The sequence below is a fragment of the Agrococcus sp. AC640b genome (assembly GCF_979255995.1).
Genome location: NZ_CEEDMM010000011.1, coordinates 24,244 through 51,044, shown reverse-complemented (window position 1 = coordinate 51,044; position 26,801 = coordinate 24,244). Strand labels below are relative to the sequence as shown.

The 26,801-nt window shown below is 71.9% G+C and carries 21 protein-coding genes and 1 pseudogene; 18 read left to right on the top strand and 4 right to left on the bottom strand.

From position 1 onward, the window contains the following. Positions 1-136: 136 nt before the first annotated feature. Positions 137-688, top strand: coding sequence for a MerR family transcriptional regulator (locus ACZ6H8_RS06280; RefSeq protein ID WP_464145570.1), 552 nt, complete (start codon positions 137-139; stop codon positions 686-688). An 83-nt stretch (positions 689-771) separates the two neighbouring features. Here the strand turns inward: ACZ6H8_RS06280 and ACZ6H8_RS06275 are convergent, their stop codons facing one another. Beyond that, on the bottom strand, positions 772-1,689 hold the full coding sequence (locus tag ACZ6H8_RS06275) for a ParA family protein (RefSeq protein WP_464145568.1): 918 nt from the start codon (positions 1,687-1,689) through the stop codon (positions 772-774). Between the two features lie 74 nt (positions 1,690-1,763). Here ACZ6H8_RS06275 and ACZ6H8_RS06270 point away from each other — a divergent pair, with 74 nt between their 5' ends. Genes ACZ6H8_RS06270 through ACZ6H8_RS06260 form a run of 3 tightly spaced genes read left to right on the top strand, consistent with a single transcriptional unit; the run spans position 1,764 to position 7,002 of the window. After that, positions 1,764-5,162, top strand: a complete 3,399-nt coding sequence (locus ACZ6H8_RS06270) for a pyruvate carboxylase (protein WP_464145566.1) — start codon at positions 1,764-1,766, stop codon at positions 5,160-5,162. Beyond that, complete coding sequence (locus ACZ6H8_RS06265) at positions 5,159-6,514, top strand: FAD-dependent oxidoreductase (RefSeq protein ID WP_464145565.1); 1,356 nt, start codon at positions 5,159-5,161, stop codon at positions 6,512-6,514. Before ACZ6H8_RS06270 ends, ACZ6H8_RS06265 begins: the two co-directional genes overlap by 4 nt. Beyond that, on the top strand, positions 6,511-7,002 hold the full coding sequence (locus ACZ6H8_RS06260; protein ID WP_464145563.1) for a peptide deformylase: 492 nt from the start codon (positions 6,511-6,513) through the stop codon (positions 7,000-7,002). Before ACZ6H8_RS06265 ends, ACZ6H8_RS06260 begins: the two co-directional genes overlap by 4 nt. 64 nt (positions 7,003-7,066) lie before the next feature. Here the strand turns inward: ACZ6H8_RS06260 and ACZ6H8_RS06255 are convergent, their stop codons facing one another. Further along, positions 7,067-8,911, bottom strand: coding sequence for an AMP-dependent synthetase/ligase (locus ACZ6H8_RS06255; protein ID WP_464145561.1), 1,845 nt, complete (start codon positions 8,909-8,911; stop codon positions 7,067-7,069). 107 nt (positions 8,912-9,018) lie between these two features. Between ACZ6H8_RS06255 and ACZ6H8_RS06250 the strand changes: the two genes are divergently transcribed. Beyond that, a complete protein-coding gene (locus tag ACZ6H8_RS06250) occupies positions 9,019-9,726 on the top strand; it encodes a lysophospholipid acyltransferase family protein (protein WP_464145559.1) in 708 nt (235 codons plus the stop codon). Positions 9,727-9,791: 65 nt separating this feature from the next. Next, a complete protein-coding gene (locus tag ACZ6H8_RS06245) occupies positions 9,792-11,156 on the top strand; it encodes a class II 3-deoxy-7-phosphoheptulonate synthase (RefSeq protein ID WP_464145558.1) in 1,365 nt (454 codons plus the stop codon). Between the two features lie 56 nt (positions 11,157-11,212). Here the strand turns inward: ACZ6H8_RS06245 and pknB are convergent, their stop codons facing one another. After that, the gene (gene pknB / locus ACZ6H8_RS06240; RefSeq protein WP_464145556.1) at positions 11,213-13,189 is read right to left on the bottom strand and encodes a Stk1 family PASTA domain-containing Ser/Thr kinase; all 1,977 of its coding nucleotides are present in this window, start codon (positions 13,187-13,189) and stop codon (positions 11,213-11,215) included. Between the two features lie 69 nt (positions 13,190-13,258). On the opposite strand from pknB, the gene ACZ6H8_RS06235 reads away from it, so the two are divergent. Beyond that, entirely contained in the window at positions 13,259-13,585 is a 327-nt protein-coding gene (locus tag ACZ6H8_RS06235; RefSeq protein WP_464145554.1) for an Rv2175c family DNA-binding protein, read from the top strand. A 13-nt stretch (positions 13,586-13,598) separates the two neighbouring features. Here the strand turns inward: ACZ6H8_RS06235 and ACZ6H8_RS06230 are convergent, their stop codons facing one another. Next, a complete protein-coding gene (locus ACZ6H8_RS06230; RefSeq protein WP_464145552.1) occupies positions 13,599-14,723 on the bottom strand; it encodes a polyprenyl synthetase family protein in 1,125 nt (374 codons plus the stop codon). A 58-nt stretch (positions 14,724-14,781) separates the two neighbouring features. Between ACZ6H8_RS06230 and ACZ6H8_RS06225 the strand changes: the two genes are divergently transcribed. The 11 genes and pseudogenes from ACZ6H8_RS06225 (at position 14,782) to ACZ6H8_RS06175 (ending at position 26,800) form a co-directional block, all read left to right on the top strand. Further along, positions 14,782-15,162, top strand: coding sequence for a DUF3040 domain-containing protein (locus tag ACZ6H8_RS06225; RefSeq protein ID WP_464145550.1), 381 nt, complete (start codon positions 14,782-14,784; stop codon positions 15,160-15,162). Positions 15,163-15,467: 305 nt separating this feature from the next. After that, positions 15,468-15,899, top strand: a complete 432-nt coding sequence (mraZ, locus tag ACZ6H8_RS06220; RefSeq protein WP_464145548.1) for a division/cell wall cluster transcriptional repressor MraZ — start codon at positions 15,468-15,470, stop codon at positions 15,897-15,899. A gap of 100 nt (positions 15,900-15,999) precedes the next feature. Further along, on the top strand, positions 16,000-16,950 hold the full coding sequence (gene rsmH, locus ACZ6H8_RS06215) for a 16S rRNA (cytosine(1402)-N(4))-methyltransferase RsmH (RefSeq protein WP_464145546.1): 951 nt from the start codon (positions 16,000-16,002) through the stop codon (positions 16,948-16,950). After that, the gene (gene ftsL / locus ACZ6H8_RS06210; RefSeq protein ID WP_464145544.1) at positions 16,947-17,516 is read left to right on the top strand and encodes a cell division protein FtsL; all 570 of its coding nucleotides are present in this window, start codon (positions 16,947-16,949) and stop codon (positions 17,514-17,516) included. Before rsmH ends, ftsL begins: the two co-directional genes overlap by 4 nt. 59 nt (positions 17,517-17,575) lie before the next feature. Next, on the top strand, positions 17,576-19,381 hold the full coding sequence (locus ACZ6H8_RS06205; RefSeq protein WP_464145542.1) for a peptidoglycan D,D-transpeptidase FtsI family protein: 1,806 nt from the start codon (positions 17,576-17,578) through the stop codon (positions 19,379-19,381). Between the two features lie 16 nt (positions 19,382-19,397). Continuing rightward, positions 19,398-20,927 carry a Mur ligase family protein gene (locus ACZ6H8_RS06200; protein WP_464145540.1) on the top strand — a complete coding sequence of 510 codons (1,530 nt, stop codon included), beginning with the start codon at positions 19,398-19,400 and terminating at the stop codon, positions 20,925-20,927. After that, positions 20,924-22,324: a UDP-N-acetylmuramoyl-tripeptide--D-alanyl-D-alanine ligase gene (locus ACZ6H8_RS06195; protein ID WP_464145538.1), complete on the top strand. Its 1,401-nt coding sequence runs from the start codon at positions 20,924-20,926 to the stop codon at positions 22,322-22,324. The genes ACZ6H8_RS06200 and ACZ6H8_RS06195 overlap by 4 nt, the downstream gene beginning before the upstream one ends. Beyond that, a complete protein-coding gene (gene mraY / locus ACZ6H8_RS06190; protein WP_464145536.1) occupies positions 22,321-23,466 on the top strand; it encodes a phospho-N-acetylmuramoyl-pentapeptide-transferase in 1,146 nt (381 codons plus the stop codon). The genes ACZ6H8_RS06195 and mraY overlap by 4 nt, the downstream gene beginning before the upstream one ends. Before the next feature lie 75 nt (positions 23,467-23,541). Further along, a pseudogene (murD, locus tag ACZ6H8_RS06185) lies at positions 23,542-24,495 on the top strand (UDP-N-acetylmuramoyl-L-alanine--D-glutamate ligase); the annotation flags it as partial. A 14-nt stretch (positions 24,496-24,509) separates the two neighbouring features. Beyond that, entirely contained in the window at positions 24,510-25,721 is a 1,212-nt protein-coding gene (ftsW, locus tag ACZ6H8_RS06180; protein WP_464145534.1) for a putative lipid II flippase FtsW, read from the top strand. Continuing rightward, positions 25,721-26,800, top strand: a complete 1,080-nt coding sequence (locus tag ACZ6H8_RS06175; protein WP_464145531.1) for a UDP-N-acetylglucosamine--N-acetylmuramyl-(pentapeptide) pyrophosphoryl-undecaprenol N-acetylglucosamine transferase — start codon at positions 25,721-25,723, stop codon at positions 26,798-26,800. The genes ftsW and ACZ6H8_RS06175 overlap by 1 nt, the downstream gene beginning before the upstream one ends. Position 26,801 lies beyond the last annotated feature (1 nt).

Here is a 26,801-nt window from a genome sequence, read left to right as displayed (position 1 = left end):
CGCATGTCGGAGGCCGGGCGTAGACTCGGCCGCGAAGAGCTCGACACGCCGACGCGACATGCATGGCGACGGACCCTGGGCTCTCTAGGCTTCGAGATGAAGGTTCAACTCCTGCTTGAAGGTTGATGAAGGGCACATGATGGCCGAGAACGAGACGACCCCCCGCTACGACTCGGGGCTGCTCTTCACCGACGGCCTGCCCGACGACGAGGACGTCCAGGGGTACCGCGGCGCGGATGCCGTGAAGGCCGCGGGCATCACCTACCGGCAGCTCGACTACTGGGCGCGCACCGACCTCGTCGTCCCCAGCATCCGCACGGCGCAGGGCTCGGGGTCGCAGCGCCTCTACGGCTTCCGCGACATCCTCGTGCTCAAGCTCGTCAAGCGACTGCTCGACACGGGCATCTCGCTGCAGCAGATCCGCGTCGCCGTCGCTCGACTGCGCGACGAGGGCGTCGGCGACCTCGCGCAGGTGCGCCTCGTCTCCGACGGCGCGAGCGTCTACCTCGTCACGAGCGCCGACGAGGTCATGGATCTGCTCGATCGCGGCCAGGGCGTCTTCGCCATCGCCGTCGGCACCGTCGTGCGCGAGGTGCAGAGCCAGCTCATCGAGCTCGACACGACGCCCGTCGAGCCGCTGCTCGACGAGCTCGCCGCACGCCGCGCGGCACGCACGCGCGCCTCGTAGGCCCAGCCGCACGACGCCACCGGCACGACGAAGGCGCCCACCGTGATCGGTGGGCGCCTTCGTCGTGCCGGTGGTCGCGAGCGTCAGTCGCGACGCTCCTCCTGCAGGTCCTCACCGGAGGCCTCGGCCTCGGCATCGCCGTCGGCTGCCGCGCTCGACGCGTCGAGCGCAGCGGTCGGTGCGGGCACCCGGCCGCCTGCGGCAGCCTCCTCGCCGCTCGCCGCGGCGGCGTCGAGCACGCGCTGCAGCAGCTCGTCGAACTGCAGCGCCATCTCCTGCGCGCCCTCGCCAGGCCACACGTGCAGCGGGCGCGCCGCCCCCTGCGCCTGCTGCATCGACGTGCGCTCCGGCAGGATCGTCTCGAGCACGAGCGGCCCGAACATGTCCTTGAGCTCCTGGATGCGGTACTGGTGCTCGAGCGACTGCGGGCGTGCGCGATTCACGACGATGCCGAGCGGCTGCAGCCTGGGGCTGAGGCCGCGGCGGATCTCCTCGATCGCGCGCAGGGCACGGTCGGCGGCCGCGACGGAGAAGAGGCCCGGCTCGGTGACGACCATGACGCGGTCCGACGCCGCCCACGCGGTGCGCGTGAGGGCGTTGAGGCTCGGGGCGCAGTCGATGAGCACGAGGTCGTACTCGGTCTCGAGCGTCGCGAGCGCCGTCTCGAGCCGCCAGATCTCCTTGATCGTCGGGTGCGGCCCGTCGAAGTTGATCGCGGACGGGCTGCCGATGAGCACGTCGATCGTGCCGCCGTGCCCCTCCGTCCACCCGGACGGCGCGATGGCCTGCCGCACGACCTTGTCGCGTGGATTGCCCAGCACGTCGGCGACGTTGAGACGGCCCTGGACGTCGATGTCCATGCCCGTCGACGCATCCGACTGGGGGTCCAGGTCGACCACGAGGGTGCGCAGTCCCTTCGCGAAGGCCGCCGAGGCGAGGCCGAGGGTGACGGTCGTCTTGCCGACGCCGCCCTTCAATGAGCTGATGGAGAGGACGTGCACGGTAGGTGAGCCTACCCCGACTACTGTGAGAAGACGCGCTGGCAGGCCCCTTCCGCACGATCCCTGGGAGACCCATGTTCCGCAAGATCCTCGTCGCGAACCGAGGCGAGATCGCGATCCGTGCATTCCGCGCGGCGAACGAGCTCGGCATCCGCACCGTCGCCGTGTACGCCCACGAGGATCGCAACTCGCTGCACTGCCAGAAGGCAGACGAGGCCTACCAGGTCGGCGAGCCCGGTCATCCCGTGCGCGCCTACCTCGACGTCGACGACATCGTGCGCGTCGCGAAGGAGTCCGGAGCCGACGCGATCTACCCCGGCTACGGCTTCCTCTCCGAGAACCCGCGACTCGCCACGGCCGCCGCCGAGGCCGGCATCACCTTCGTCGGCCCGCCCGCCAAGGTGCTCGCCTCGGCGGGCAACAAGGTCACCGCGAAGGAGCAGGCCATCGCCGCCGGCGTGCCCGTCCTGCGCTCGACGCCTGCGTCGAACGACCTCGACGAGCTGCTCGCCGGCGCCGACGAGATCGGCTTCCCCGTCTTCTGCAAGGCCGTCGCAGGCGGTGGAGGACGCGGCATGCGCCTCGTGCAGACGCGCGAGGAGCTCCGCTCCGCGCTCGAGGCCGCCATGCGCGAGGCCGACTCCGCGTTCGGCGACCCGACGATGTTCATCGAGCAGGCCGTCGTGCGCCCCAGGCACATCGAGGTGCAGATCCTCGCCGACGCCACCGGCGAGACCGTGCACCTGTTCGAGCGCGACTGCTCGGTGCAGCGCCGCCACCAGAAGGTCGTCGAGATCGCGCCGGCGCCCAACCTGTCGCAGGAGAAGCGCGACGAGCTGTACCGCGACGCGGTCGCGTTCGCGCGCTCCATCGACTACGTCAACGCCGGCACCGTCGAGTTCCTGCTCGACACCGCAGGCGAGCGTGCGGGCGAGCACGTGTTCATCGAGATGAACCCGCGCATCCAGGTCGAGCACACCGTGACCGAGGAGGTCACCGACGTCGACCTCGTGCAGTCGCAGATCCGCATCGCGGCAGGCGAGACGCTCGCCGACCTCGGACTGCTGCAGGACGACATCTCGATGCACGGCTTCGCGCTGCAGTGCCGCGTCACCACGGAGGACCCCGCCGACGGCTTCCGTCCGGACACCGGTCGCATCACGGCCTACCGCTCGCCGGGCGGTGCAGGCGTGCGCCTCGACGGCGGCACGATCAACCCGGGTGCCGAGATCAGCCCCCACTTCGACTCGATGCTCGCGAAGGTCACGTGCCGCGGTCGCGACCTCGCCTCGGCGATCACGCGCTCGCACCGGGCCGTGAGCGAGTTCCGCATCCGCGGCGTCGCGACGAACATCCCCTTCCTCCTCAACCTGCTCGACGACCCGCAGTTCCGCGCCGGCGACGTCTCGACGCACTTCATCGAGGAGCACCCGGAGCTCACCCGCATCACGCCGTCGCGGGACCGTGCCTCGAAGGTGCTGTCCTGGCTCGCCGACGTCACCGTCAACAAGCCGAACGGCTCCGCCGACGGCGTGATCCAGCCGTCGCTGAAGCTGCCGAGCGTCGACCTCGACGTGCCGGCCCCCGACGGCGCGAGGCAGCGGCTGCAGACCCTCGGCCCCGTCGCGTTCGCGAAGGCGCTGCGGGACCAGACGGCGCTGGCCGTCACCGACACGACGTTCCGCGACGCGCACCAGTCGCTGCTCGCGACGCGCGTGCGCACCGCCGACCTCGTGGCCGTCGCACCGCACGTCGCCAGGCTCACGCCGCAGCTGCTGTCGGTCGAGGCGTGGGGCGGGGCGACGTACGACGTCGCGCTGCGCTTCCTCGGCGAGGACCCGTGGGAGCGGCTGGTCGCGCTGCGCGAGGCGCTGCCGAACCTGCCGATCCAGATGCTGCTGCGCGGCCGCAACACCGTCGGGTACACCCCGTACCCCACGGAGGTGACGAACGCATTCGTCGACGAGGCTGCGCGCACCGGCATCGACGTCTTCCGCATCTTCGACGCCCTCAACGACGTCGACCAGATGCGCCCCGCGATCGACGCGGTGCTCGAGACGGGCTCGACCGTCGCCGAGGTGGCGCTGTGCTACTCGGGCGACCTGCTCGACCCCGCCGAGGACCTCTACACGCTCGACTACTACCTGCGGCTCGCGGAGCGCATCGTGGGCGCCGGCGCGCACATCCTCGCCATCAAGGACATGGCGGGCCTGCTGCGCGCAGGGGCGGCGTCGCAGCTCGTCTCCGCGCTGCGCGCCGAGTTCGACGTGCCCGTGCACCTGCACACGCACGACACGGCGGGCGGGCAGCTCGCGACGCTCCTGGCGGCCTCGGCAGCTGGCGTCGACGCCGTCGACGTCGCCTCGGCGGCCATGGCGGGCACGACGAGCCAGCCGCCGATGTCGGCGCTCGTCGCCGCCATCGCCCACACCGAGCGCGACACGGGCCTCGACCTGCAGGCCGTGAGCGACCTCGAGCCCTACTGGGAGGCCGTACGGCGCCTGTACAAGCCGTTCGAGTCGGGCCTGCCGGGCCCCACGGGCCGCGTCTACCACCACGAGATCCCAGGCGGCCAGCTGTCGAACCTGCGGCAGCAGGCGATCGCGCTCGGGCTCGCGGACGACTTCGAGCGCATCGAGGACTGGTACGCGGAGGCGAGCCGCATCCTCGGCCGCCCCACGAAGGTCACGCCGTCGTCGAAGGTCGTCGGCGACCTCGCGCTGCAGCTCGTCGCGCAGAACGTCGACCCTGCCGACTTCGAGGAGAACCCGGGACGCTACGACATCCCCGAGTCCGTCATCGGGTTCATGGCGGGCGAGCTCGGCGACCTGCCAGGCGGCTGGCCGGAGCCGTTCCGCACGAAGGTGCTCGAGGGACGCACGGTGCGCATCGGCGTCACCGAGCTCACCGACGAGCAGCGGGCGTCGCTCGTGGAGCCCGGCGTCGACAGGCAGCAGGCGCTCAACGCGCTGCTGTTCCCCGGGCCGACGAAGGAGTTCCACGCCACGCGCGAGGAGTACGGCGACCTGTCGGTCGTCGACACGATCGACTTCCTCTACGGCATGCAGCCCGGCGAGGAGCACCGCGTCGGCATCGGCACGGGCGTGACGCTCAACGTGGCGCTCGAGGCGATCGGCAAGCCGGGCGACGACGGCATCGTGACGGTCATGACGGCCCTCAACGGGCAGCTGCGTCCCGTCTACGTGCGCGATCGCAGCGTCACGGTCGAGAAGACCGCGGTCGAGAAGGCCGACGCCTCGCAGGCAGGGCACGTCGCCGCGCCGTTCGCGGGTGCCGTGACCGTCACGGTCGCGGAGGGCGACGAGGTCGCCGTCGGTCAGCCGATCGCGACGATCGAGGCCATGAAGATGGAGGCTGCCATCACGGCGCAGGTCGCGGGCACCGTGCAGCGGCTGGCCATCCAGGGCACGCGCCCCGTCGAGGCGGGTGACCTGATCGCGGTGATCGCATGATCGAGGTCGAGCTCGCCGTCGTCGGATCCGGCAGCGGCAACGCGGTCGTGGGTCGTGAGTGGGCTGGGCGCGCCGTCGCGATCGTCGACGATGCGCCCGCGTTCGGCGGCACGTGCCTCAATCGCGGCTGCATCCCTACGAAGATGCTCGTGCACCCGGCCGACGTCGTCGAGGCGGTGCGTGCAGGCGGACGCATCGGCGTGACCGGCACGGCGCACGCCGACTGGGCTGCCGTGCAGGAGCGCGTCTTCGGCCGCATCGACGCGAACGCGGCCTCGAGCGAGCGGTGGCGGCTCGGGCAGGAGGGCGTGCACGTCGTCCGCGAGCCCGTGACGCTCGAGGACGCGCGCACGCTCGTCACGGCGTCGGGGCAGCGCATCCGTGCAGCGCGCCTCGTGATCGCAGCGGGATCGCGGCCTCGCGACATCCCTGGCGTCGACCCGGGCCTGGTGCACACGTCGGACACGATCATGCGCGTGGCGACCCTGCCGTCGTCGATCGTGATCGTCGGCGGCGGCGCGATCGCCGTCGAGCTCGCGCACGTGCTCTCGGCGTTCGGCGTCGACGTCACGCTCGTGCTGCGCGGCGACCGCGTGCTGTCGGCGGAGGACGAGGCGGTGTCGCACCTGGCGACCGCCGCCGCCGCCGAGCGGTGGACCGTGCTGCGCCGCCGCACCGTCGTGGCCGTCGAGGCGACGAGCGGCGGGCGGCACGTGACGCTCGACGACGGCACGACGCTCGAGACGGGGCTCGTGCTGAACGCGACCGGTCGCGTGCCCAACGCCGACCGGCTCGGCGCGGATGCGCTGTTCGACACGCACGACGACGGACGCCTCGTGACGGATGCCCGCATGCGCGTGCTCGCAGACGGTGCCGTCGTCGACGGCGTCTACGCGCTGGGCGACGTCACGAGCGCCCACCAGCTGAAGCACGTCGCCAACCATCAGGCCCGCGTCGTCCGCGACAACCTGCGCGGCCTCGCGTCGGAGGACCTGCTCGCGCCGGTGCCGCAGGCGATCTTCGGCCACCCGGAGGTCGCGTCGTTCGGCGTCCGCGGCCAGGATGCGCCGGAGGGTGCCGTCGTCGTCGACCGCGCCTTCGGCTCGACGGCGTACGGCTGGGCCATGGAGGACGAGTCGTCGTTCGCGCGCCTCGTCGCGGGCTCGGACGGCACGATCCTCGGCGCGCACGTCGCGGGTCCGCACGCGGCGATCCTCATCCAGCCGCTCGTGCTCGCCGCGAGCGAGGGTCGCACGGTGCACGGGCTCGCCAGGAGCATGCACTGGCCGCACCCGGCCTTGACCGAGGTGATCGAGAACGTGCTGCTCGACGCCGAGAAGGAGCTGCGATGACCGTCCGTGAGATCCGGGTGTTCGGCGACCCCGTGCTGCGCACGCCAGGGGAGCCCGTCGACCCCGCCGACCCCGCGACGCGCCAGCTCGTCGACGACCTCGTCGAGACGGTGCGTCTGCCTGGACGTGCCGGCGTCGCGGCATGCCAGATCGGCGTCGCGGCGCGCGCGTTCAGCTACAACGTCGACGGCGACGTCGGCTACGTGCTGAACCCCGTGCTCGTCGAGGTGCGCGGCGAGCCCGAGCTCGTCGACGAGGGGTGCCTGTCGGTGCCCGGCCTCGGCTACCCCACGCCCAGGCACCCGTGGGCGCGCGTCGAGGGCGTCGACCTCGACGGCGGCCGCGTCGTCCTCGAGGGCTCCGGACTCATGGCGCAGATGCTGCAGCACGAGTGCGCCCATCTCGACGGCCGCCTGTACGTGCAGACGCTCGAGCGGGCGACGCGTGCGCAGGCCATGGCCGACATCCGCGCCTCCTCCTGGTTCTGAGGCACGCGCGACGACGCCCCGGCGACCGCGAGGTCGACCGGGGCGTCGTGACGTGGATCGTGCGCTACGGGATGGAGACGCCGTACGACTCGTCGGCGTACAGCCGCTCGATGTCGTCGCCGAAGTCCTTGACGATGTTGTGGCGCTTGATCGACATCTTCGGCGTCAGGTGCCCGTTCGCCTCGGTGAAGTCGACGGGCAGGAGGACGAACTTGCGCACGCCCTCCGCGCGGGACACGAGCGTGTTGCCGTGCTGCACCGCACGCGTGACCTCGGCGACGACGGCCTCGTTCGTCACGGCGTCCTCGACGCGCATGTCGGCGTCGAGGCCCTGGTTCGCCAGCCACGTCGGCAGCATCTCGGTGTCGAGCGTCACGAGCGCACCGACGAACGGACGCTGGTCGCCGACCGCGACGACCTGACCGACGATGAGGTTGGAGCGGATCGGGTCCTCGAGCGTCGTCGGCGCGACGTTCTTGCCGCCCGCCGTCACCATGATCTCCTTCTTGCGACCGGTGATGCGCAGGTAGCCGTCGGCGTCGATCTCGCCGACGTCGCCGGTCTTGAACCACTCGCCGTCGAACGACTCGGCGGTCGCCTCCGGGTTGTTCCAGTACTCGCGGAAGATGTTGATGCCCGCCAGCAGCACCTCGCCGTCGTCTGCGATCTTCACGCCGCAGCCGGGAAGCACGGGACCGACGGTGCCGATCTTGAACCTGTCCGGCCGGTTGACGGTCGCGGGCGCCGTCGTCTCGGTGAGGCCGTAGCCCTCGAGGATGCGGATGCCGAGGCTGCGGTAGAAGTGCCCGAGGAACGTCGACAGCGGCGCGGAGCCCGAGACGGCGTAGCGCACGCGGCCGCCGAGCGCCGCCTTGAGCTTGCGGTAGACGAGCGCGTCGAAGAGGCGGAACTGCACCGCGAGGCCCAGCGGCACCCTGCCGGCGTCGAGCGCCTTCGAGTGGGCGACGGCCACGGCTGCCGCCTTGCGGAAGATCGTGCCCTTGCCGCCGGCCTCGGCCTTCTGCTCCGAGACGTTGAAGACCTTCTCGAACACGCGTGGCACGGCCAGCAGGAACGTGGGGGAGAACGACGTCATCGACTCGACGAGCCGCTTGGTGTCGGGCTGGTGGCCCACCTTGACGCCTGCGGTGAGCGCGAGCACCGCGATGAACCTCGCGAAGACGTGCGCCGTCGTGATGAACAGCAGCGTCGAGGCGCCCGGCGCGACGACCTCCTTGAGGTCGATCGCGGCGTTGCGCGAGAGCTCGACGAAGTTCGAGTTCGTGAGCACGACGCCCTTCGGACGGCCCGTGGAGCCGGAGGTGTAGATGAGGGTCGCGACGTCGTCGGCGTTCGCGAGGCGGCTGCGACGGTCGATCTCCTCGTCCGGCACGTCGACGCCCTTCGCGACGAGCTCGTCGAGGTGGCCGGAGTCGATGCGCCAGACGTCGCCGATGCCCGGCAGGTCCGCCTGCACCTCGTCGAGGCGCGCGAGCATCTCCGCCGTCTCGACGATGACGCGCGTCGCGCCCGCGTCGGAGAGGATCCACTGGATCTGGCTCGGTGCGCTCGTCTCGTACACCGGCACGAGGATCGCGCCGGCATGCCAGACGGCGAAGTCGATGAGCGTCCACTCGTAGCGCACGCGCGACATGATGCCGATGCGGTCGCCGGGCTCGACGCCCGACGCGACGAGGCCCTTCGCGAGTGCGACGACCTGCGCGTGGAACTCGCGCGTCGAGATGTCGCGCCAGCCGCTGCCGTCTGGCACGGCGAAGAGGGGCGCGTCGGGCGTCGACGCCATCCGCTCGCGCAGGAGGTCGCACGTGTTCGCGGCTGGGTCGGGCTCGACGAGCACAGGTCGGATCTGGCCGGCGTCGGTCACGGTGGCTCCTTCGGCTCCGTACATGAGGGCTCGTCACGATCCTACGGGTTGCGTGCCGGCGACGCGGGGAGCGACGGACGGGGCGGTGGGGGAGCGTCTGGCTAGAGTGTTCGACCGGGGGTGGTGCGCCGATGTTCAACTGGCTGCTGAAGCATTGGATCGTGGGGCCGTACGTCCTCACGGTGTTCCGGCCGTGGATCAAGGGCATGGAGCACATCCCGGCGGAGGGGCCCGTGATCATCGCAGGCAACCACCTGTCGTTCATCGACTCCGTGCTCATGCCGCTCGTCGTGCGACGCCGCGTCTACTTCCTCGCGAAGTCCGACTACTTCACCGGTCGAGGCATCAAGGGCACCCTCGTGCGCTGGTTCTTCCTCGCCTCCGGTCAGCTGCCGATCGACCGCTCAGGGGGGAAGGCGAGCGAGGCGAGCCTGAACGCCGGGCTCTCGGTGCTCGCGCGCGGCGACGTGCTGGGGATCTACCCCGAGGGCACGCGCAGCCCGGACGGCAAGCTCTACCGCGGCCGCACGGGCGTCGCGCGCATGGTGCTCGAGGGCCAGGTGCCCGTCGTGCCGTGCGTCATGATCGGCACCGAGCAGATCATGCCCACCGGGCGCCTGGTGCCGAAGGTGGGCCGCGTCGGGATCGTGTTCGGCGAGCCGCTGGACTTCTCGCGCTACTACGGCCTCGACACCGACCGCTTCGTGCTGCGCTCGGTCACCGACGAGATCATGTACGCCCTCGCCCGCCTGAGCGATCAGGAGTACGTCGACGTGTACGCCTCGAGCGCGAAGGCGAAGCGCACGGAGCAGGCGACCGTGCAGGCCACGACCGCCTGACGTCGCGAGGTCTGCGTCGCGCGCGGTCGTCGTGCGGCACGCTCGCCCATCTAGACTCGATCCTCGTGACCACCGCATCCATCAGCCCCGATCCCGCCATCCTCGCCGGGCTCGACGCGTATCGCTCGCTGCCGATCAAGCAGCAGCCCGCGTGGCCGGATGCAGCGTCGATCGGTGCCGTGCGCGACGAGCTGTCGACGCTGCCGCCGCTCGTGTTCGCAGGCGAGGTCGACATGCTGCGCGATCGCCTCGCGTCGGCAGCCGCAGGGCAGGCGTTCGTGCTGCAGGGCGGCGACTGCGCAGAGACCTTCGCCGGCGCGACGGCCGACCAGATCCGCAACCGCGTCAAGACGATCCTGCAGATGGCGGTCGTGCTCACCTACGGCGCCGCGATGCCGGTCGTGAAGATGGGCCGCATGGCCGGCCAGTTCGCGAAGCCGCGCTCGAGCGACTCCGAGACGCGCGAGGGCGTGACGCTGCCTGCGTACCGCGGCGACATCGTGAACGGGTTCCCGTTCACGGCCGAGTCGCGCGCCGCCGACCCGCAGCGCATCCTGCGCGGCTACCACATGGCCGCGTCGACGCTGAACCTCGTGCGCGCCTTCACGCAGGGTGGCTTCGCCGACCTGCGCGAGGTGCACTCGTGGAACAAGGGCTTCGCGAAGAACCCGGCGAACGCGCGCTACGAGGCGCTCGCCGGCGAGATCGACCGCGCCATCCGCTTCATGGAGGCTGCAGGCGCCAACTTCGACGAGCTGCGCGCCGTGGAGTTCTACACGGGCCACGAGGGGCTGCTGCTCGACTACGAGCGCCCCATGACGCGCGTCGACTCGCGCACTGGCCTCGCGTACGACACCTCGAGCCACTTCCAGTGGATCGGCGAGCGCACCCGCGAGGTCGACGGCGCCCACGTCGACTTCTTCTCCCGCGTCCGCAACCCGATCGGCGTGAAGCTCGGACCGTCGACCACGGCCGACGACATGGAGCGCCTCGTCGACCGCCTCGACCCCGAGCGCGAGCCGGGCAGGCTCACGTTCATCACGCGCATGGGCGCCGGTCGCATCCGCGACGCGCTGCCTGCGCTGCTCGAGGCGTCGAAGTCGCTCGAGTCGACGCCGGTGTGGATCACCGATCCCATGCACGGCAACGGCATCACGACGCGCAACGGCTACAAGTCGCGGCGCTTCGACGACGTCGTCGACGAGGTGCGCGGCTTCTTCGAGGCGCACCGCGCGGCAGGCACGTTCCCTGGCGGCCTCCACGTGGAGCTCACGGGCGACGACGTCACCGAGTGCCTCGGCGGCTCGGAGCAGATCGACGAGGAGGCGCTCGAGAGCCGCTACGAGTCGCTGTGCGATCCGCGTCTCAACCACATGCAGTCGCTCGAGCTCGCGTTCCTCGTCGCCGAGGAGCTGCGCGCCATCTCCTGATCGCTCGCGCACGACGAAGGGCCGGCCCGCGACGGGCCGGCCCTTCGTCGTACGCGTCAGTACTGCGCGGAGAGCGTGACGGCCGAGCCCTCGTCGGCGGAGGCGCCGGGCTCCGGACTCACGGCCGTCGGCTGCACGATCCCCTGCAGCGGCCCCGGCACGTTCGTGTCGACCGTGACGACGAAGCCGAGCGCCTCCAGCGCCGCCTGCGCGTTCGGCAGGTTCATCGACAGGATGTCGGCGGGGATCTGCACCTGCGGCACACCGCTCGAGACGACGATCGCGACGGCGACGCCCGAGTCGGGCTGCGCGTCCTCCGGATAGGAGGCGCGCAGGATCTGCCCCTCCGGCACGTCTCGACTCGGCTCGGTCGTGACGGTGCCGAGCGCGAGGCCGACCGACTGGAGCACGGTCTGCGCGCTGGCCTGGTCGAGGCCCACGAGCCCGGGGCGCTGCCCGCGGGAGACGACGACGATCATGCGCTGGCCCCGCGGCCACTCGCCCTGCGACGCGACGGGCGTCCCCTGCCCATCGTCGACCCACGTCGTCACGATCGTGCCTGCGTCGGCGTCGTCGAACACCTCGAGGGAGCCCGCGTAGGCGAACCCGGCCTCGACGAGCGTCGCCTCGGCGTCGTCGGCCGCGGTGCCCGTGAGCTGCGGGGCAGGCAGCATCTCGATCCCGAGGGAGAGCACGAGCGTCACGGCCTCGCCGCGCGGCAGCTCCGCCCCCGGTGCGGGATCGGTGCGCAGCAGCGCGTCGACCGGCACGTCGACCGAGAACTCGCCCTGCGGGTCGTCGGCGACGACGAGCCCGGCCTCCTCGAGGGCCGCGGTGGCGTCGGCGACGCTCGTGCCCTGCGCGATGTCGGGCACGACGGTCTGGCCGCCCGGCCCGGCGTTGACCCACCAGCCGGCGCCGGCCGCGACGAGCGCGAGCACGAGGACGAGCGCGAGCAGCACCCACCCGCGTCGGCGACGCGCGAGCGCCTTGCGCTGCAGCGCCCTCGCGGCAGGCGGCACCTCGCCGGTGGCGACCGACGGCAGGTCGCCCGTGGCGACGACGCCGCGCGGCTGCCGATCCCGATGCCGGGTCCGTGCGTCCTCGCGATGCGGCTCGACGACCGTCGTCGCCGCGGTCGCCGAGGCGGGCGTCGCCGGGAGCATGCGCGTCTGCGCGCTCGTCGACGACCGCTCGCCCGCGCGCACCCGCATGACCTCCTCGAGCATCTCGCCGGCGTCGGCGGGGCGCAGGTTCGCATCGCGGTGCGTCGACCACAGCACGAGCAGGTCGAGCTCGTGCGGCGTCGACGGCTCGAGGGACGACGGCGGCGGCACCTGCTCGTGCGCGTGCTGGTAGGCGATCTGCAGCGGCTGCTCGCCCGTGAAGGGCTGCTTGCCGGTGAGCATCTCGAACAGCATGATGCCGACGGCGTAGATGTCGCTGCGCGCGTCGGCGACGCCGCGCGTGACGAGCTCGGGGGAGAGGTAGGCGATCGTGCCCAGCAGCGCCTTGCCGGTCGCGGTGTTCGCGGTGGCCGCGCGTGCGAGGCCGAAGTCGGCGATCTTGATGCGGCCGTCGTGCGCGAGCAGCACGTTCTCGGGCTTGATGTCGCGGTGGACGATGCCGGCGCGATGCGCGGCCGAGAGCCCCGCGAGCACCGCCTCGAGCACCTGCAGCGCCTGCTCCGGCCGCACGCGGCCGCGCTCGAGCAGCAGGTCGCGGAGGGTGATGGAGGGGATGTGCTCCATCGCCAGGTACGCGAGCCCCGGCTCCTCGCCCTGGTCGAGCACGTTGACGACGTTCGGATGCGCCAGGCGCGCCGCCTGCCTCGCCTCCTGGATGAACCGCTCGCGGAACTGGTCGTCGTCCGCGAGGTGCGGGTGCATGACCTTGATCGCGATGCGACGGTCGAGCCGCAGGTCGGTCGCGACGTAGACGGTCGCCATGCCGCCGCGGGCGATGCGGTCGTCGACCTGGTACCTGCCGTCGACGAGGCGCCCGATGAGGGGATCGTCGAGCGGGGCAGGCACGGCCATGAGCGTAGAGGCTCGACGGCGCTGCGCCGTGCACCCACGCGGGAGACACGGCACACTGGTGGCGTGGACACCGCATGGCTCACGATCCCCGACCTCGTCGACCGCATGGGCCTCGGCCCCTCGCGCATCAGGAGGCTCGTCGAGGAGGGCGCGCTTCCTGCGACCCGACGCGACGGCGTCCTGATGGTGCCGGAGGTCTTCCTCGTCGACGACGCCCCCATGAGCGAGCTCCGTGGCACCGTGATGCTGCTGGGCGACATGGGCTTCGACGCCGACGAGGCCGTCGCATGGATGCTCGAGGACGAGCCGTCGCTCGGGACGAGCCCCATCGCGGCGCTGCGCGCAGGCCGCAAGGCCGAGGTGCGCCGCATCGCGCAGGCGCTCGGCTGATCGACGCGTCGCGCTAGCGGTCGCGCCTGGCTGCCGCGGCGGCGAGCCGCTCGAGCTCGAGCACGGCTCCGCGCGAGAGCCGCGCGTCGCGCAGCGCCTCGAGCGCAGCGCCGACGGCGCGGTCGATCATGCCCTCGAGTCGCTCGGGGGCGCCGGCGTCGGCGATCGTGCGCTGCAGGGTGGCGATCTGCACGTCGTCGAGCTCGGGATCGCCGAGCAGCTCGTCGAGCATGGATCGCACGCCGGGCGTCAGCTGCCTGCGCGCGAGCTCGACGAGCACGGTGCGCTTGCCCTCGCGCAGGTCGTCGCCCGCGGGCTTGCCGGTGACCTCGGGGTCGCCGAACACGCCGAGCACGTCGTCGCGCATCTGGAACGCGGTGCCGACGGGCACGCCGTAGCCGCTGAGCGCCTCGCGCTGCGCGTCGTCCGCACCTGCCATGGTCGCGCCGAGCACGAGCGGCGCCTCCACGGAGTACTTCGCCGACTTGTAGACCGCGACGGTGTGCGCGCGCTGCAGCAGGCTCTGCGGCTCCTGCCGCACCCACGCGGCCTCCTCGAGCACGTCGAGGAACTGGCCGTACCCCACCTCCTCGCGCATGGTGGAGAACACGGCCATCGACGCGACGCCGCGCTCGGGGGAGAGCGCACCGGCGCCGGCGCGCGCGAGGTCGTCGGCCCACGACAGCAGCAGGTCGCCGACGAGGATGGCGCCGTTGACGCCGAACGCCTCCGCACGCCCGCGCCACTCGCTCGCGCGGTGCACGCCCTCGAGCCTGCGGTGCACGCTCGGCGCGCCCCTTCGGGTGTCGGAGGAGTCCATGACGTCGTCGTGGGCGAGCGCAGCGGCGTGGAAGACCTCGATCGCGGCGGCCATCGACACGATGGCGCCCCACTCGGGATCCTCGGGGCTGCCGGTCGTGCGCGGCGCGTCGGGGCGCGCCGCGGCGACGGCGTGCCATCCCCAGTGCAGGAAGCCAGCGCGCATGCGCTTGCCGCCGGTGGTGAGCGCGTCGATCGCGTCGAAGACGGGGGCGAGGTCGGGCGAGATCGCAGCCGCCGCGGCTCGCCGCTCGGCGAGGAAGGACTGGATTCGCGCATCGACCGCGACGGAGAAGCGGGAGCCAGGCGACACATCCATAGCCTAGTGACAGTCGCAGGGCATAGACTCGGTCGTCCGGGAACCCTGGGGGGATCACATGCCACTGAGCGAGCAGGAGCAGCGCCTTCTCGACGAGATGGAGCGCAACCTCTACAAGCACGAGGCCGACATCGTCTCGACCTCGTCGGGTCCGCGCACCGTCAACTACACGCGCGTCGCGCTCGGCATCGCGCTCGTGGCCGCCGGCCTGGCGGTCGTCGTCATCGGCGTCGTCGTGCAGATCGCCCTCGTCGGCGTCGCGGGCTTCGGTCTCGCCGTCGCAGGCGCGATGGTCGCGCTCACGGCATCGAAGCCGGCAGACCCGACCGACGAGCCGAAGCCCGGCGCACCCGCGAGCGGCACGGCGCCCAGCGCCCGGCCCAAGTCGTCGCTCATGGATCGCCTCAGCGCCGAGTGGGACAAGCGCCAGCAGCAGTAGCGCACCCTCCACCACGCTCCACGCGAGCTCGAAGGCCGGCCCCACCGGGCCGGCCTTCTCGCATGTCCGGGCACCACCCGCATCCTCCACGTCCCTCCACGACCCTGCGCCCCCGACGGCATCGCGCCGTCGGGGGCGTCGTGCTGCCCGCAGGCCTGCGATGTCCCTCCACCGTCGTTGGCCGCGCCATTCCTGGCAACTTGCCCAGCATCTCGTCGAATCAGCGCATGTTGTGGGGGGAAGTGGAGTACGGTGGAGGGAGTTGGACGCATGTCCCACCGATGGCCGGATGGAGAGGGGGCGCAGTGTTCCTCGGCACCTACGCCCCGAAGCTCGACGACAAGGGCCGCGTGATCCTCCCCGCGAAGTTCCGCCAGGACCTCGAGTCGGGCATCGTGCTCACTCGCGGCCAGGAGCGCTGCATCTACGTCTTCTCGACCATCGAGTTCCAGCAGGTGCACGACCGCATCCGCCAGGCGCCCCTCACGAGCGCAGGAGCCCGCGACTTCCTGCGCCTGTTCCTCTCCGGAGCCTCCAGCGAGTCGCCGGACAGCCAGCACCGCATCACGATCCCGCCGTCGCTGCGCGAGTACGCGGGCCTCGAGCGCGACCTCACCGTCATCGGCGTGGGCGACCGCGCCGAGATCTGGGCCACCGACGCCTGGAACGACTACTACTCGGCCAAGGAGGCCGACTTCTCGAGCACCACGGAGGAGGTGATCCCGGGCATCTTCTGACCTGCGCCTCCTCGACCCTCAGCCGAGGCCGTGCCGCACCTTCCCCGGTGGCACGACCGCGGATGAGGATCCGGGAGTCGCAGCTCGGGCCCTGCGCATCATGGACGCCAGCTCCCTCCACACCCCCGTCATGCTCGAGCGCTGCCTCGAGCTGCTCGCGCCCGCCGCGGCCCGCGACGGCGCCGTCGTCGTTGACGCGACGCTCGGCATGGGCGGCCACGCCGAGCGGCTGCTCGAGCGGCACCCCGGCCTCACCGTCGTCGGCATCGACCGCGACCCCGACGCCATCCGGCTCGCGGGGGAGCGCCTCGCACGCTTCGGCGACCGCATCCGCATCGTGCAGCACGTCTACGACGAGCTCGAGGAGTCCCTCGAGGACGCGGGCGTCGACCGCTTCGACGGCATCCTGTTCGACCTGGGCGTGTCGAGCCTGCAGCTCGACGACGCCGAGCGCGGCTTCGCCTACTCGAAGGACGCGCCGCTCGACATGCGCATGGGGCAGGAGGGCACGACGGCCGCCGACCTCGTCGCGACCCTCGACGAGCGCGAGCTCTCGCGCATCATGCACCGCTACGGCGACGAGCGGCTCGCGAGCCGCTACGCGCGCGCCATCGTGCGCGAGCGGCAGCAGCGCCCCATCGTCACGAGCGCGCACCTCGTCGACGTGCTCGACGCCGCGACGCCCGCCGCCGCCCGCAAGCAGGGGCACGTCGCCAAGCGCGTCTTCCAGGCGCTGCGCATCGTCGTCAACGACGAGCTCGGCGTGCTCGAGCGTGCGATCCCCGCGGCGCTCGACGCCCTCGGCGACGGCGGACGCATCGTCGTCATGGCCTACCAGTCGCTCGAGGACCGCATCGTGAAGCACGCGCTGCGCGACGCGACGACCGACGCCACGCCACTCGACGTGCCCTTCCCGCTGCCCGAGCACGCGGCGCCCTACCGCCTCCTCGTGCGCGGCGCCGAGGTCGCCGACGAGGCCGAGCGAGCACGCAACCCCAGATCCATCCCCGTGCGGCTGCGAGCCGCCGAGCGCATCGGAGGAGGAGCATGAGCGCGCTGCCATCCGTCCACGCACAGCCGGAGCAGACGCCGGATCGCGCCCACGAGCGACGGCGGGGACTCGTCGCGCTGCCGCGGCCCAGCGTGCGCCGCGCTCCGAGCGTCGCCCACGGCGTCGTGGCCCTCGCCGGTCTCGGCGCGATCATCCTCGGACAGCTGGGCCTGTCGATGGCGATCGGCGAGAGCGCATACGAGATCGCAGGCCTCCAGTCGACCTCCGCGTCGCTGGGCAGGCAGGAGCAGACGCTGCAGGAGCGGCTCGACACGCTCGAGTCGCCGCAGCAGGTCGCGCTCGCCGCCGAGGAGCTCGGCATGGTGCAGGGTCAGGCGAGCCAGTTCGTGCAGCTGTCGACCGGCACGATCGTCGGCGGCCCGGACGCGCTGCACATGCAGCAGCCCACGACGACGACCGACGGCGGCCTGCTCGTCGGCAACGAGCTCGTGCAGTCGACGCAGCCCGCGCCCGCACCCGTCGCTGCCGAGGAGCCCGCCGAGCCCGAGCCGTACCCGGGGATGCTTCTGCCCGCCGAGGGCGTGGCACCCGGCGTCGGCGGCTAGTCGCGGCTACCGTCGCAGCGAGCCGTCGCACGCGGGAGCAACCCGCGGGAAGGGGATCCGTGCCGTCGATCCAGCGCATCGGGCGCCACACGCGTCTGAGAGCAGTCCTCACGGGCGTCGTCATCGTCGCCCTCGTCGGCGCATGCGTCGTGCGGCTCGTGGACATCCAGCTCGTCCGGGCCGAGGCGCTGAACGCCGAGGCCGCCGGTCGCGTCGGGGCGTCCGTGCCGCTGCACGGCACGCGCGGCGACATCGTCGATGCGAACGGCACGGTGCTCGCAGGCACCGTCGACCGGTGGGATCTCACGATCTCGCCGCAGTTCGTGCACGACCTCACCGAGAACGACGGCCTGCCGGCTGGCGAGGTCGTCACGGGCGGCGAGATCTTCGAGCGGCTCGCGGCGATCACCGGCGAGGACCCGCTCGTCTACCAGGCAGCGGTGAACGCGGCGCTCCAGGAGGACGAGACCTCGGACTACCTCGTGCTCGCGCGCGGCCTCGACGGCACGCAGTACCAGCAGATGCGCGACCTGCAGACCGAGCTGCCCATCGGCTTCGTCACGATGCGCTCGAACCCGCAGCGCATCTACCCGTCCGGAGCCGTGGGCGGCAACCTCGTGGGCTTCATGGGCACCGACGGGCCGCTCGCGGGCCTCGAGATGACCGAGGACGACACGTGCCTCGCGCCCACCGACGGCACGCAGACCTTCGAGCGCGCGGAGGACGGCACCCCCATCCCCGGCAGCACCGTCGTGACGCGCGAGTCCGCCGACGGCGGCACGCTCGCGCTCACGATCGACGCCGACGTGCAGTTCCAGGCGCAGCAGCTCGCCGAGCAGTACCGGCAGCAGTACCAGGCGCAGCACGCGAACGTCATCGTCGCCCGCACCGACGGCTCGCTCGTCGCCGTCGCCGAGACGCCCTCGGTCGACCCCAACGATCCCGCGGGCACCGCATCCGAGTTCCGCGGCTCCTTCGCCTTCACGCAGGGCATCGAGCCCGGCTCCATCTTCAAGACCGTCGCGATGGCGGCGATGCTCGACCTCGGCCTCGTGCAGCCGGACGACGAGCACACCGTGCCGTGGCGCTACGACCCGGACGGCCCCGTTCGCGTGCAGGACGCGCACTCCCACCCCGACGAGCCGTGGACGACGACGGGCATCCTCGTGAACTCCTCGAACGTCGGCATGGTGCAGCTCGCGCAGGACATGGACCGCGGCGACTACTTCGACTACCTCGCTGCCATGGGCTTCGGCGAGCAGACCGTCGGCTTCCCAGGCGAGGAGGCCTTCCCGCTCTCGGCGAACCCGACGGGCCTCGACGCGCAGACGCAGCTCAACGTCCTGTTCGGCCAAGGCATCCAGGTCACGCCCATGCAGCTCGTGGGCGCCTACCAGGCGATCGCGAACGGCGGCGTGCGTCAGGACATCAGCCTCGTCGACTCGTGCACCCTCGCCGACGGCACCGTCGTCGAGCAGCCGGACGCGACCTCGAACCGCGTCGTGAGCGAGGACACGGCCGACACGCTGCTGCAGATGATGGAGCACGTCGTCACCGACTACGGCGCCGTGCAGTTCCCCATCCCCGGCTACCGCGTCGCGGCGAAGACCGGCACCGCGGAGGTCGTGCTCGACCCTGCGGCCGGCTACGACCCCGTGCAGCGCATCGTGACGACCGCGGGCGTCTTCCCTGCCGACGACCCGCAGTTCGTCGTCTACGTGCAGCTCGACCTGCCCCAGACGGAGCGCACGAGCGCGGCGGCCATCCCGCTGTTCCACGATATGGTGAGTGTCCTGATCCGGGAGTACGACATCCCGCCGAGCACGTCGCAGGCCCCTGACCTGCCGCTCGAATGGACCGACTGACATGGACGGGGGAACGGTGGAGGGAGTCGTCCCGCCGATCCTGAGGCCCGAGCACCCCACGCCCAGACCTCTCAGCGCGCTCGTCGACGAGTTCGCGCTCGAGACGGTCGGGGACGCGGATGGCGTCGAGGTCACGGGCATCACGAACGCGTCGCACGACGTGCGACCCGGCGACATCTTCGCCGCGCTGCCCGGGCTGCGCAGGCACGGAGCCGAGTTCGCGGCCGACGCCGTCGCCCGCGGCGCCGTCGCGGTCGTCACCGACCGCGCAGGCGTCGACGTCGCAGGCGTCGACGCTCCCATCATCGTGCTCGACGAGCCGCGCGCAGCGCTCGGCGAGATCGCCGCGTGGGTCTACCGCACCCGCGAGGACGCGCCCAAGCTGTACGGCATCACCGGCACGAACGGCAAGACGTCGACGGCGTTCATGCTCGAGGGGCTGCTCGCCGACCTCGGGTTCGTCACGGGCCTGTCGACGACCGCCGAGCGGCACGTCGGCGACGAGATCGTCACGTCGAAGCTCACGACCCCCGAGGCGAGCGAGCTGCACGCGCTGCTCGCGCGCATGCGCGAGGCCGGCGTGCGCGCCGCGGTGCTCGAGGTGAGCGCGCAGGCGATCGAGCGGCACCGCATCGACGGCGTCGAGTTCGACGTCGTGTCGTTCACGAACCTCAGCCACGACCACCTCGACGACTACGGCTCCATGGAGGCGTACTTCGCCGTCAAGCTCGAGCTGTTCGCTCCCGACCGCGCAGAGCGCGGCGTCGTGTGCGTCGACTCCGAATGGGGCAGGCGCGTGGCGCAGGAGACGCGCATCCCCGTCACGACGGTGTCGTCGACCGACGCCGAGGCCGACTGGCGCGTCGAGGTGCTCGAGGAGCGCCTCGACGGCACGCGCTTCGCGCTCGTCGGGCGCGAGCGCACGGTCACGGTCGAGATCCCGTTCATCGGCAGGCACCTCGCCGTCGATGCGGCGATCGCGATCCTCATGCTCGTCGAGGACGGCTTCGAGATCGACGCGATCGCCGAGTCCCTCTCGCGCGGCGTGCGCCCCACGCTGCCCGGCCGCATGGAGCGCGTCTCCGGCGAGCGGGGCCCTGCCGTGTTCGTCGACTACGGGCACAGCCCCGACGCCTTCCAGCACACGCTCGAGGCGCTGCGGCGCGTCACGCCTGGCAGGCTCGTGTTCGTCTTCGGCGCCGACGGCGACCGCGACGCGACGAAGCGCGCCGAGATGGGCAGGATCGGCGTCACCTTCGCCGACGAGCTCGTCGTCACCGACTTCAACCCGCGCACGGAGGATGCCGCGAGCATCCGCGCGCAGATCCTCGAGGGTGCGAGGGCGGTCGATGCCTCCCGCGTCCACGAGGTGAGCCCCGAGGAGGACGCCATCCGTCTCGCCGTCACCATCGCCGGCCACGGCGACACCATCCTGTGGGCGGGACCCGGCGATGCCGACTACCGCGACGTCGCAGGCGTGCGCGAGCCCTTCGTCGCCCGCGACGAGGCGATCCTGGCGCTGCACGAGGCGGGCTGGACCGAGTGATCGCGCTGCAGGCATCCGACCTCGCGCGCGTGGTCGGCGGGTCGCTCACGGGCGCCGACGTGCTCGTGACGGGCTCGGTGCAGACCGACTCGAGGCTCGTCGAGGTCGGCGACGTCTTCGTCGCCATGCCAGGCGAGGTCACCGACGGCCACCGCTTCGTCGGCATCGCCGTCGCCGCCGGCGCCGCGCTCGTCGTCTGCGAGCGCGCGATCGACGACGACGTGCCCCACGTCGTGGTCGACTCCGGCCTCGCGGCGCTGCAGGCGCTCGCCGCCCACGTCGTCGCGAGCGTGCGCGAGCACTGCACCGTCATCGGCGTGACGGGGTCGAACGGCAAGACGACGACCAAGAACATGCTGCAGGCCATCCTCGAGCGGCACGGCGAGACCGTCAGCCCCGTGAAGTCGTTCAACAACGAGGTCGGCGCGCCCATGACGATGCTGCGCGCGACCGGCTCGACGCGCTTCCTCGTGCTCGAGCTCGGCGCGAGCCGCGAGGGCGACATCGCCGCGCTCGTCTCGCTCGCGATGCCCGACGTCGCCGTCGTGCTCAAGGTGGGCCTCGCCCACGCGGGCGAGTTCGGCGGCGTCGAGCGCACGCAGCGCGCGAAGCACGAGCTCGTGCGCGACCTCCCCGAGACGGCCGTGGCGATCCTCAACCGCGACGACGACCGCGTCGCCTGGATGGCCGAGCACACCGACGCGCGCGTGCGATGGTTCGGCCTCGCCGACGCGGCGGCCCCCGGCAGCGACGGGCTCGTCGCAGACGACGTGACGTCGACCATCGACGGCACGAGCGCCACGATCCGACGCGGCGATCAGTCGTGGCCGATGACGCTGCGCATCCTCGGCGAGCACCACGTCATGAACGCCCTCGCAGCCCTCTCGGTCGCCGACGAGCTCGGCATCGCGATGCCGGACGCCATCTCGGCCCTCGAGTCGATGGTGCGTGCGGAGCGGTGGCGCATGGAGCTGCTGCGACCCGACACGGGCGTCGTCGTCGTCAACGACTCGTACAACGCGAGCCCCGACTCCATGGCAGCCGCGCTGCGCACCCTCGCGCACGTCTCCCGCGGCGCCGCGGCCCGATCCGTCGCCGTCATCGGCGCCATGACCGAGCTGGGGGAGAGCCAGGTCGAGGAGCACGATCGCGTCGGCAGGCTCGTCGTGCGACTCGGCATCGACAGGCTCGTCGTCGTCGGCGCCGGTGCGAAGGCCGTCCACGACGCGGCGGAGCACGAGTCGTCGTTCGGGCAGGACACGACGTACGTCGACACGAGCGAGCAGGCGCTCGCGCTCCTGCGCGCCACGCTCGAGGCAGGCGACGTCGTGCTCGTGAAGTCGTCCCTGTCGGCCGGGCTCAAGGACCTCGGCGATGCGATCGGAGGGGTCGCATGATCGTGCTGCTCGTCTCCGCGACGATCTCGCTCGTGTTCGCGCTCGTCGCGACGCCCCTCTACGTCCGGCTCGCGACGCGCCTCGGCTGGGGGCAGTTCATCCGTGCCGATGGGCCGCAGTCGCACCACACGAAGCGCGGCACGCCCCAGATGGGCGGCCTCGTCTTCATCGTCGCGACGATCGTCGGGTACTTCGGCGGCAAGCTCGTGGGCTCCTTCGACGGCGTGCCCAACTACCCCAGCGCGCCAGCGATGCTCGTGCTGCTGCTCATGGTGGGACTCGGCGCCGTCGGCTTCCTCGACGACTACCTGAAGGTGCGCAAGAAGCAGTCGCTCGGCCTCGGCGGCTGGCAGAAGATCGCCGGTCAGGTCGCCGTCGGCATCGTCTTCGCCGTGCTCGCGCTGCAGCTGCCCGACCAGCACGGCCAGACGCCGGCGTCGACCGCGATCTCGGCAGTGCGCGACATCGAGTGGCTCGACCTCACGAGGCTCGGGCTCGTGGTCGGCATCGGCCTCGCCGTGCTCTGGTTCGTGTTCATCATCGTCGCGACGTCGAACGCCGTGAACGTGCTCGACGGCCTCGACGGCCTCGCGTCGGGCTCGACGATCTTCTCCGCGTCGGCGTTCGTGCTCATCGGCTTCTGGCAGAACGGGCAGGCGTGCCTCGGCGGCGCGCTCGACGCCGTCGTGCCAGGCGGCGCCGTCGACGCCGACCTGTACCGCTGCTACCCGGTGCAGGCACCGCTCGATCTCGCCGTCGTGGCCGCATGCCTCGCCGCCGCGCTCATCGGCTTCCTCTGGTACAACACGAGCCCCGCGCAGCTGTTCATGGGCGACGTCGGCTCGCTGGGCCTCGGTGGCGCGCTCGCCGGTCTCGCGATCCTCACGCACACGCAGCTGCTGCTCGTGCTCATCGCCGGCCTGCCGCTCGTCGTCACCGGCAGCGTCATCCTGCAGCGCATCTACTTCAAGCTCACCCGCGGCAAGCGCATCTTCCTCATGAGCCCGCTGCACCACCACTTCGAGCTGAAGGGCTGGGCCGAGATCCGCATCGTCGTGCGGTTCTGGATCGTCTCTGGGCTCTTCGTGGCGCTCGCCGTCGGCCTCTTCTACCTCGATTGGGTGATCCATCCTGTCCCGTGACCTGACGGCGCTGACGAGCTGGCGCGACGACTGGAGCGGCATCCGCGCCGTGGTGCTCGGCCTCGGGGTGACGGGCGCGACCCCGAGGGCTTCGACGTGCTCGTCGTCGAGCTGTCGTCGTTCCAGCTGCACGCGCTCGGCGAGGTGTGGCCGCACTCGGCCGTGTGCCTCAACCTCGACGCCGACCACCTCGACTGGCACGGCGGCGCCGACGCGTACCGCGCCGCGAAGGCGAAGGTGTACAGGAACGCACGCGTCGCCGCCGTCTACAACGTCGCCGACCCGGCGACGATGGCGATGGTCGAGGAGGCGGACGTCGTCGAGGGATGCCGCGCCATCGGCTTCGGGCTCGGCATGCCGGGACGCTCCGAGCTCGGCATGGTCGAGGGGATCCTCGCCGACCGCGCGTTCCTCGACGACCGGCACGCGCAGGCGCTCGAGCTCGCGACGCTCGACGACCTCGAGGTCGCGGGGCTCGCGAGCCCCCACATGGCGCAGAACGTGCTCGCCGCCGCCGCCCTCGCGCGGGCCGTCGGCGTCGAGCCGCACGCGATCCGCGCCGCGATCCGCTCGTTCCGGCTCGACCGGCACCGCACCGAGCTCGTCGCCGACATCGGAGGCATCCGCTTCGTCGACGACTCGAAGGCGACGAACCCCCACGCGGCCAACGGATCGCTCACCGCCTTCGACCCCGTCGTGTGGATCGTCGGCGGGCTGCTGAAGGGCACCGACGTCGGCGAGCTCGTCGAGCGGCACGCGCCCAGGCTCCGCGCAGCCGTCGTCATCGGCGCCGATCGGGCTGCCGTCGTCGCCGCGTTCTCGCGACACGCGCCCGGCATCCCGGTCGTCGAGGTCGACGAGCCCGACACTGGTGAGGTCATGCGGACGGCGGTGACGGCTGCCCTGGTGCACGCGACGAGCGGCGACACGGTGCTGCTGGCTCCTGCGGCCGCATCGATGGATCAGTTCCGGGACTACGCCGACCGGGGCCGCAGGTTCCAGGAGGCGGTTCGCGCCCAGCAGGCGTGAGGACGGAGGAGCCCATGGCCACCACGGTGGTGGATGCGCCTCCGACGCCGGCGGTCGCCGGGCGAGGCAGCAGCGCGGTCGTGCGGCTGCGACGGCTCTTCCCCGTCGTGTCGGCGAACGAGCTCCTGCTCGCGGGCACGACGATCTTCCTCGTCGTCTTCGGCCTCGTCATGGTGCTGTCGTCGTCGGCGATCGAGAGCCGAGCCGAGTACGGCAGCATGCTCGGCGCCTTCCAGCGCCAGGGCGTCTTCGCGCTCGTGGGCGTGCCGCTCATGCTCATCGCCAGCCGCGTGCCCGCCAGGTGGTGGCGCCGGGTGGCGTGGCCGGGCATCCTGCTCGCGATCGCGCTGCAGGCGCTCGTGGTCTTCACGCCGCTGGGCATCGTCATCAACGGCAACCGCAACTGGCTGTCGATCGCCGGCTTCACGCTGCAGCCCGGCGAGCTCGGCAAGCTCGCGCTGTGCGTGTGGATCGCCGCGATCTTCGTGCTGAAGGACGACCTCGGCCGCCGCTTCCTGCACGCGTGGATCCCCGTGCTGCCCGTCGCGGGCGCGTTCATCCTGCTCGTGCTCGAGGGCAACGACTTCGGCACGGTCATCATCCTCGCGATGCTCGTGCTCGGCACGATGTGGTTCGCGGGCGTGAAGTGGTGGCATCTGGTGCTGCCGGCCGTCGCCGCAGGCGTCGCGGCCGTGCCCGTGCTGCTGTCGGCCGACTCGCGCGTGCGTCGACTCGAGTCGTTCTTCGTCGGCTGCCAGAACACCGACCAGGACTACTACGACACGTGCTGGCAGCAGCTGCACGGCATGTGGGCGCTGTCGAACGGCGGCCTGTTCGGCGTGGGGCTCGGCAACTCGCGCGCGAAGTGGATGTGGCTGGCCGAGGCCGACAACGACTACATCTTCGCGATCATCGGCGAGGAGCTCGGGCTCGTGGGCGCCGTCGTCGTGCTGCTGCTGTTCGTCGTGCTCGCCGTCGCGCTGCTGCGGATCATCCGCGACGCGACGCAGCCGATGACGCGCATCGTCACGGGCGGCGTGCTCGTGTGGCTCGTCGGCCAGGCGATCGTGAACGTGGCCGTCGTGCTGGGGCTCCTGCCGGTGCTCGGCGTCCCCCTGCCGCTCATCTCGGCCGGCGGGTCGCAGCTCATCGCCGCGCTGCTCGCGATCGGCATCGTGCTGTCGCTCGCACGGAACGAGGCGCGACTGCGTCAGACTGGTCGGTGATGGCGTCCTACCTGTTCGCCGGCGGTGGCACCGCCGGTCACGTGAATCCGCTGCTCGCGACGGCCGACCGGCTGCGCGAGCGCGAGCCCGACGCGCGCATCGTCGTGCTCGGCACGCACGAGGGACTCGAACGCGAGCTCGTGCCCGCATCCGGCTACGAGCTCGTGACGATCCCCAAGCTGCCCTTCCCGCGCAGGCCCGATGCGGCAGCGGTGCGCTTCGCGCGCTCGTGGGCGCCGACCGTGCGTCGCGTGCGCGACCTGCTCGCCGAGCGCGAGGTCGACGTCGTCGTCGGCTTCGGCGGCTACGCCTCCGCGCCCGCCTACCGCGCGGCGCATCGCTCCGGCGTGCCGATCGCCATCCACGAGGCCAACGCACGGCCCGGGATGGCGAACCGGCTCGGGGCGCGCTGGAGCCGGCACGTGGGCCTCACGTACGAGCCGACGACGCTGCAGGGCACCGTCGTCGGCATGCCGCTGCGGCGCTCGATCACGACGCTCGACCGTGCCGGCCTGCGCGACCAGGCGCGTCAGACGCTCGGGCTCGACCCCGACCGGCCCACGCTGCTCGTGACGGGCGGCTCGCAGGGCGCGCGCTCCATCAACCGCGCGATCGTCGCGGCCGCGCGCGCGATCGTCGATGCCGGCTGGCAGATCCTGCACCTCTCCGGAGGCAGGCAGACCGACTTCGAGCCCGCGACCGTGGAGCACTACGTCGCCGTGGAGTACCTCGACGGCATGCACCTGGCGTACGCGGCCGCCGACCTCGTCGTGTGCCGTGCAGGCAGCCTCACCGTGAGCGAGCTCATGGCCGTGGGGCTGCCCGCCGTCTACGTGCCGCTGCCCTTCGGCAACGGCGAGCAGGCGCTCAACGCCCACGACCAGGTCGCTGCGGGCGGCGCGATGCTCGTCGACGACGGCCTGCTCGCGCAGGGCTGGGCCCAGGATGCGCTCGTGCCGCTGCTCGCGGATCGCGACCGCGTCGCGGCGATGGCCACCGCCACGAGCGGCTCGGGCATCGCAGACGGCGACGATCGGATGTGCGACCTCGTGCACGAGGCGATGCAGGAGCGTCGATGAG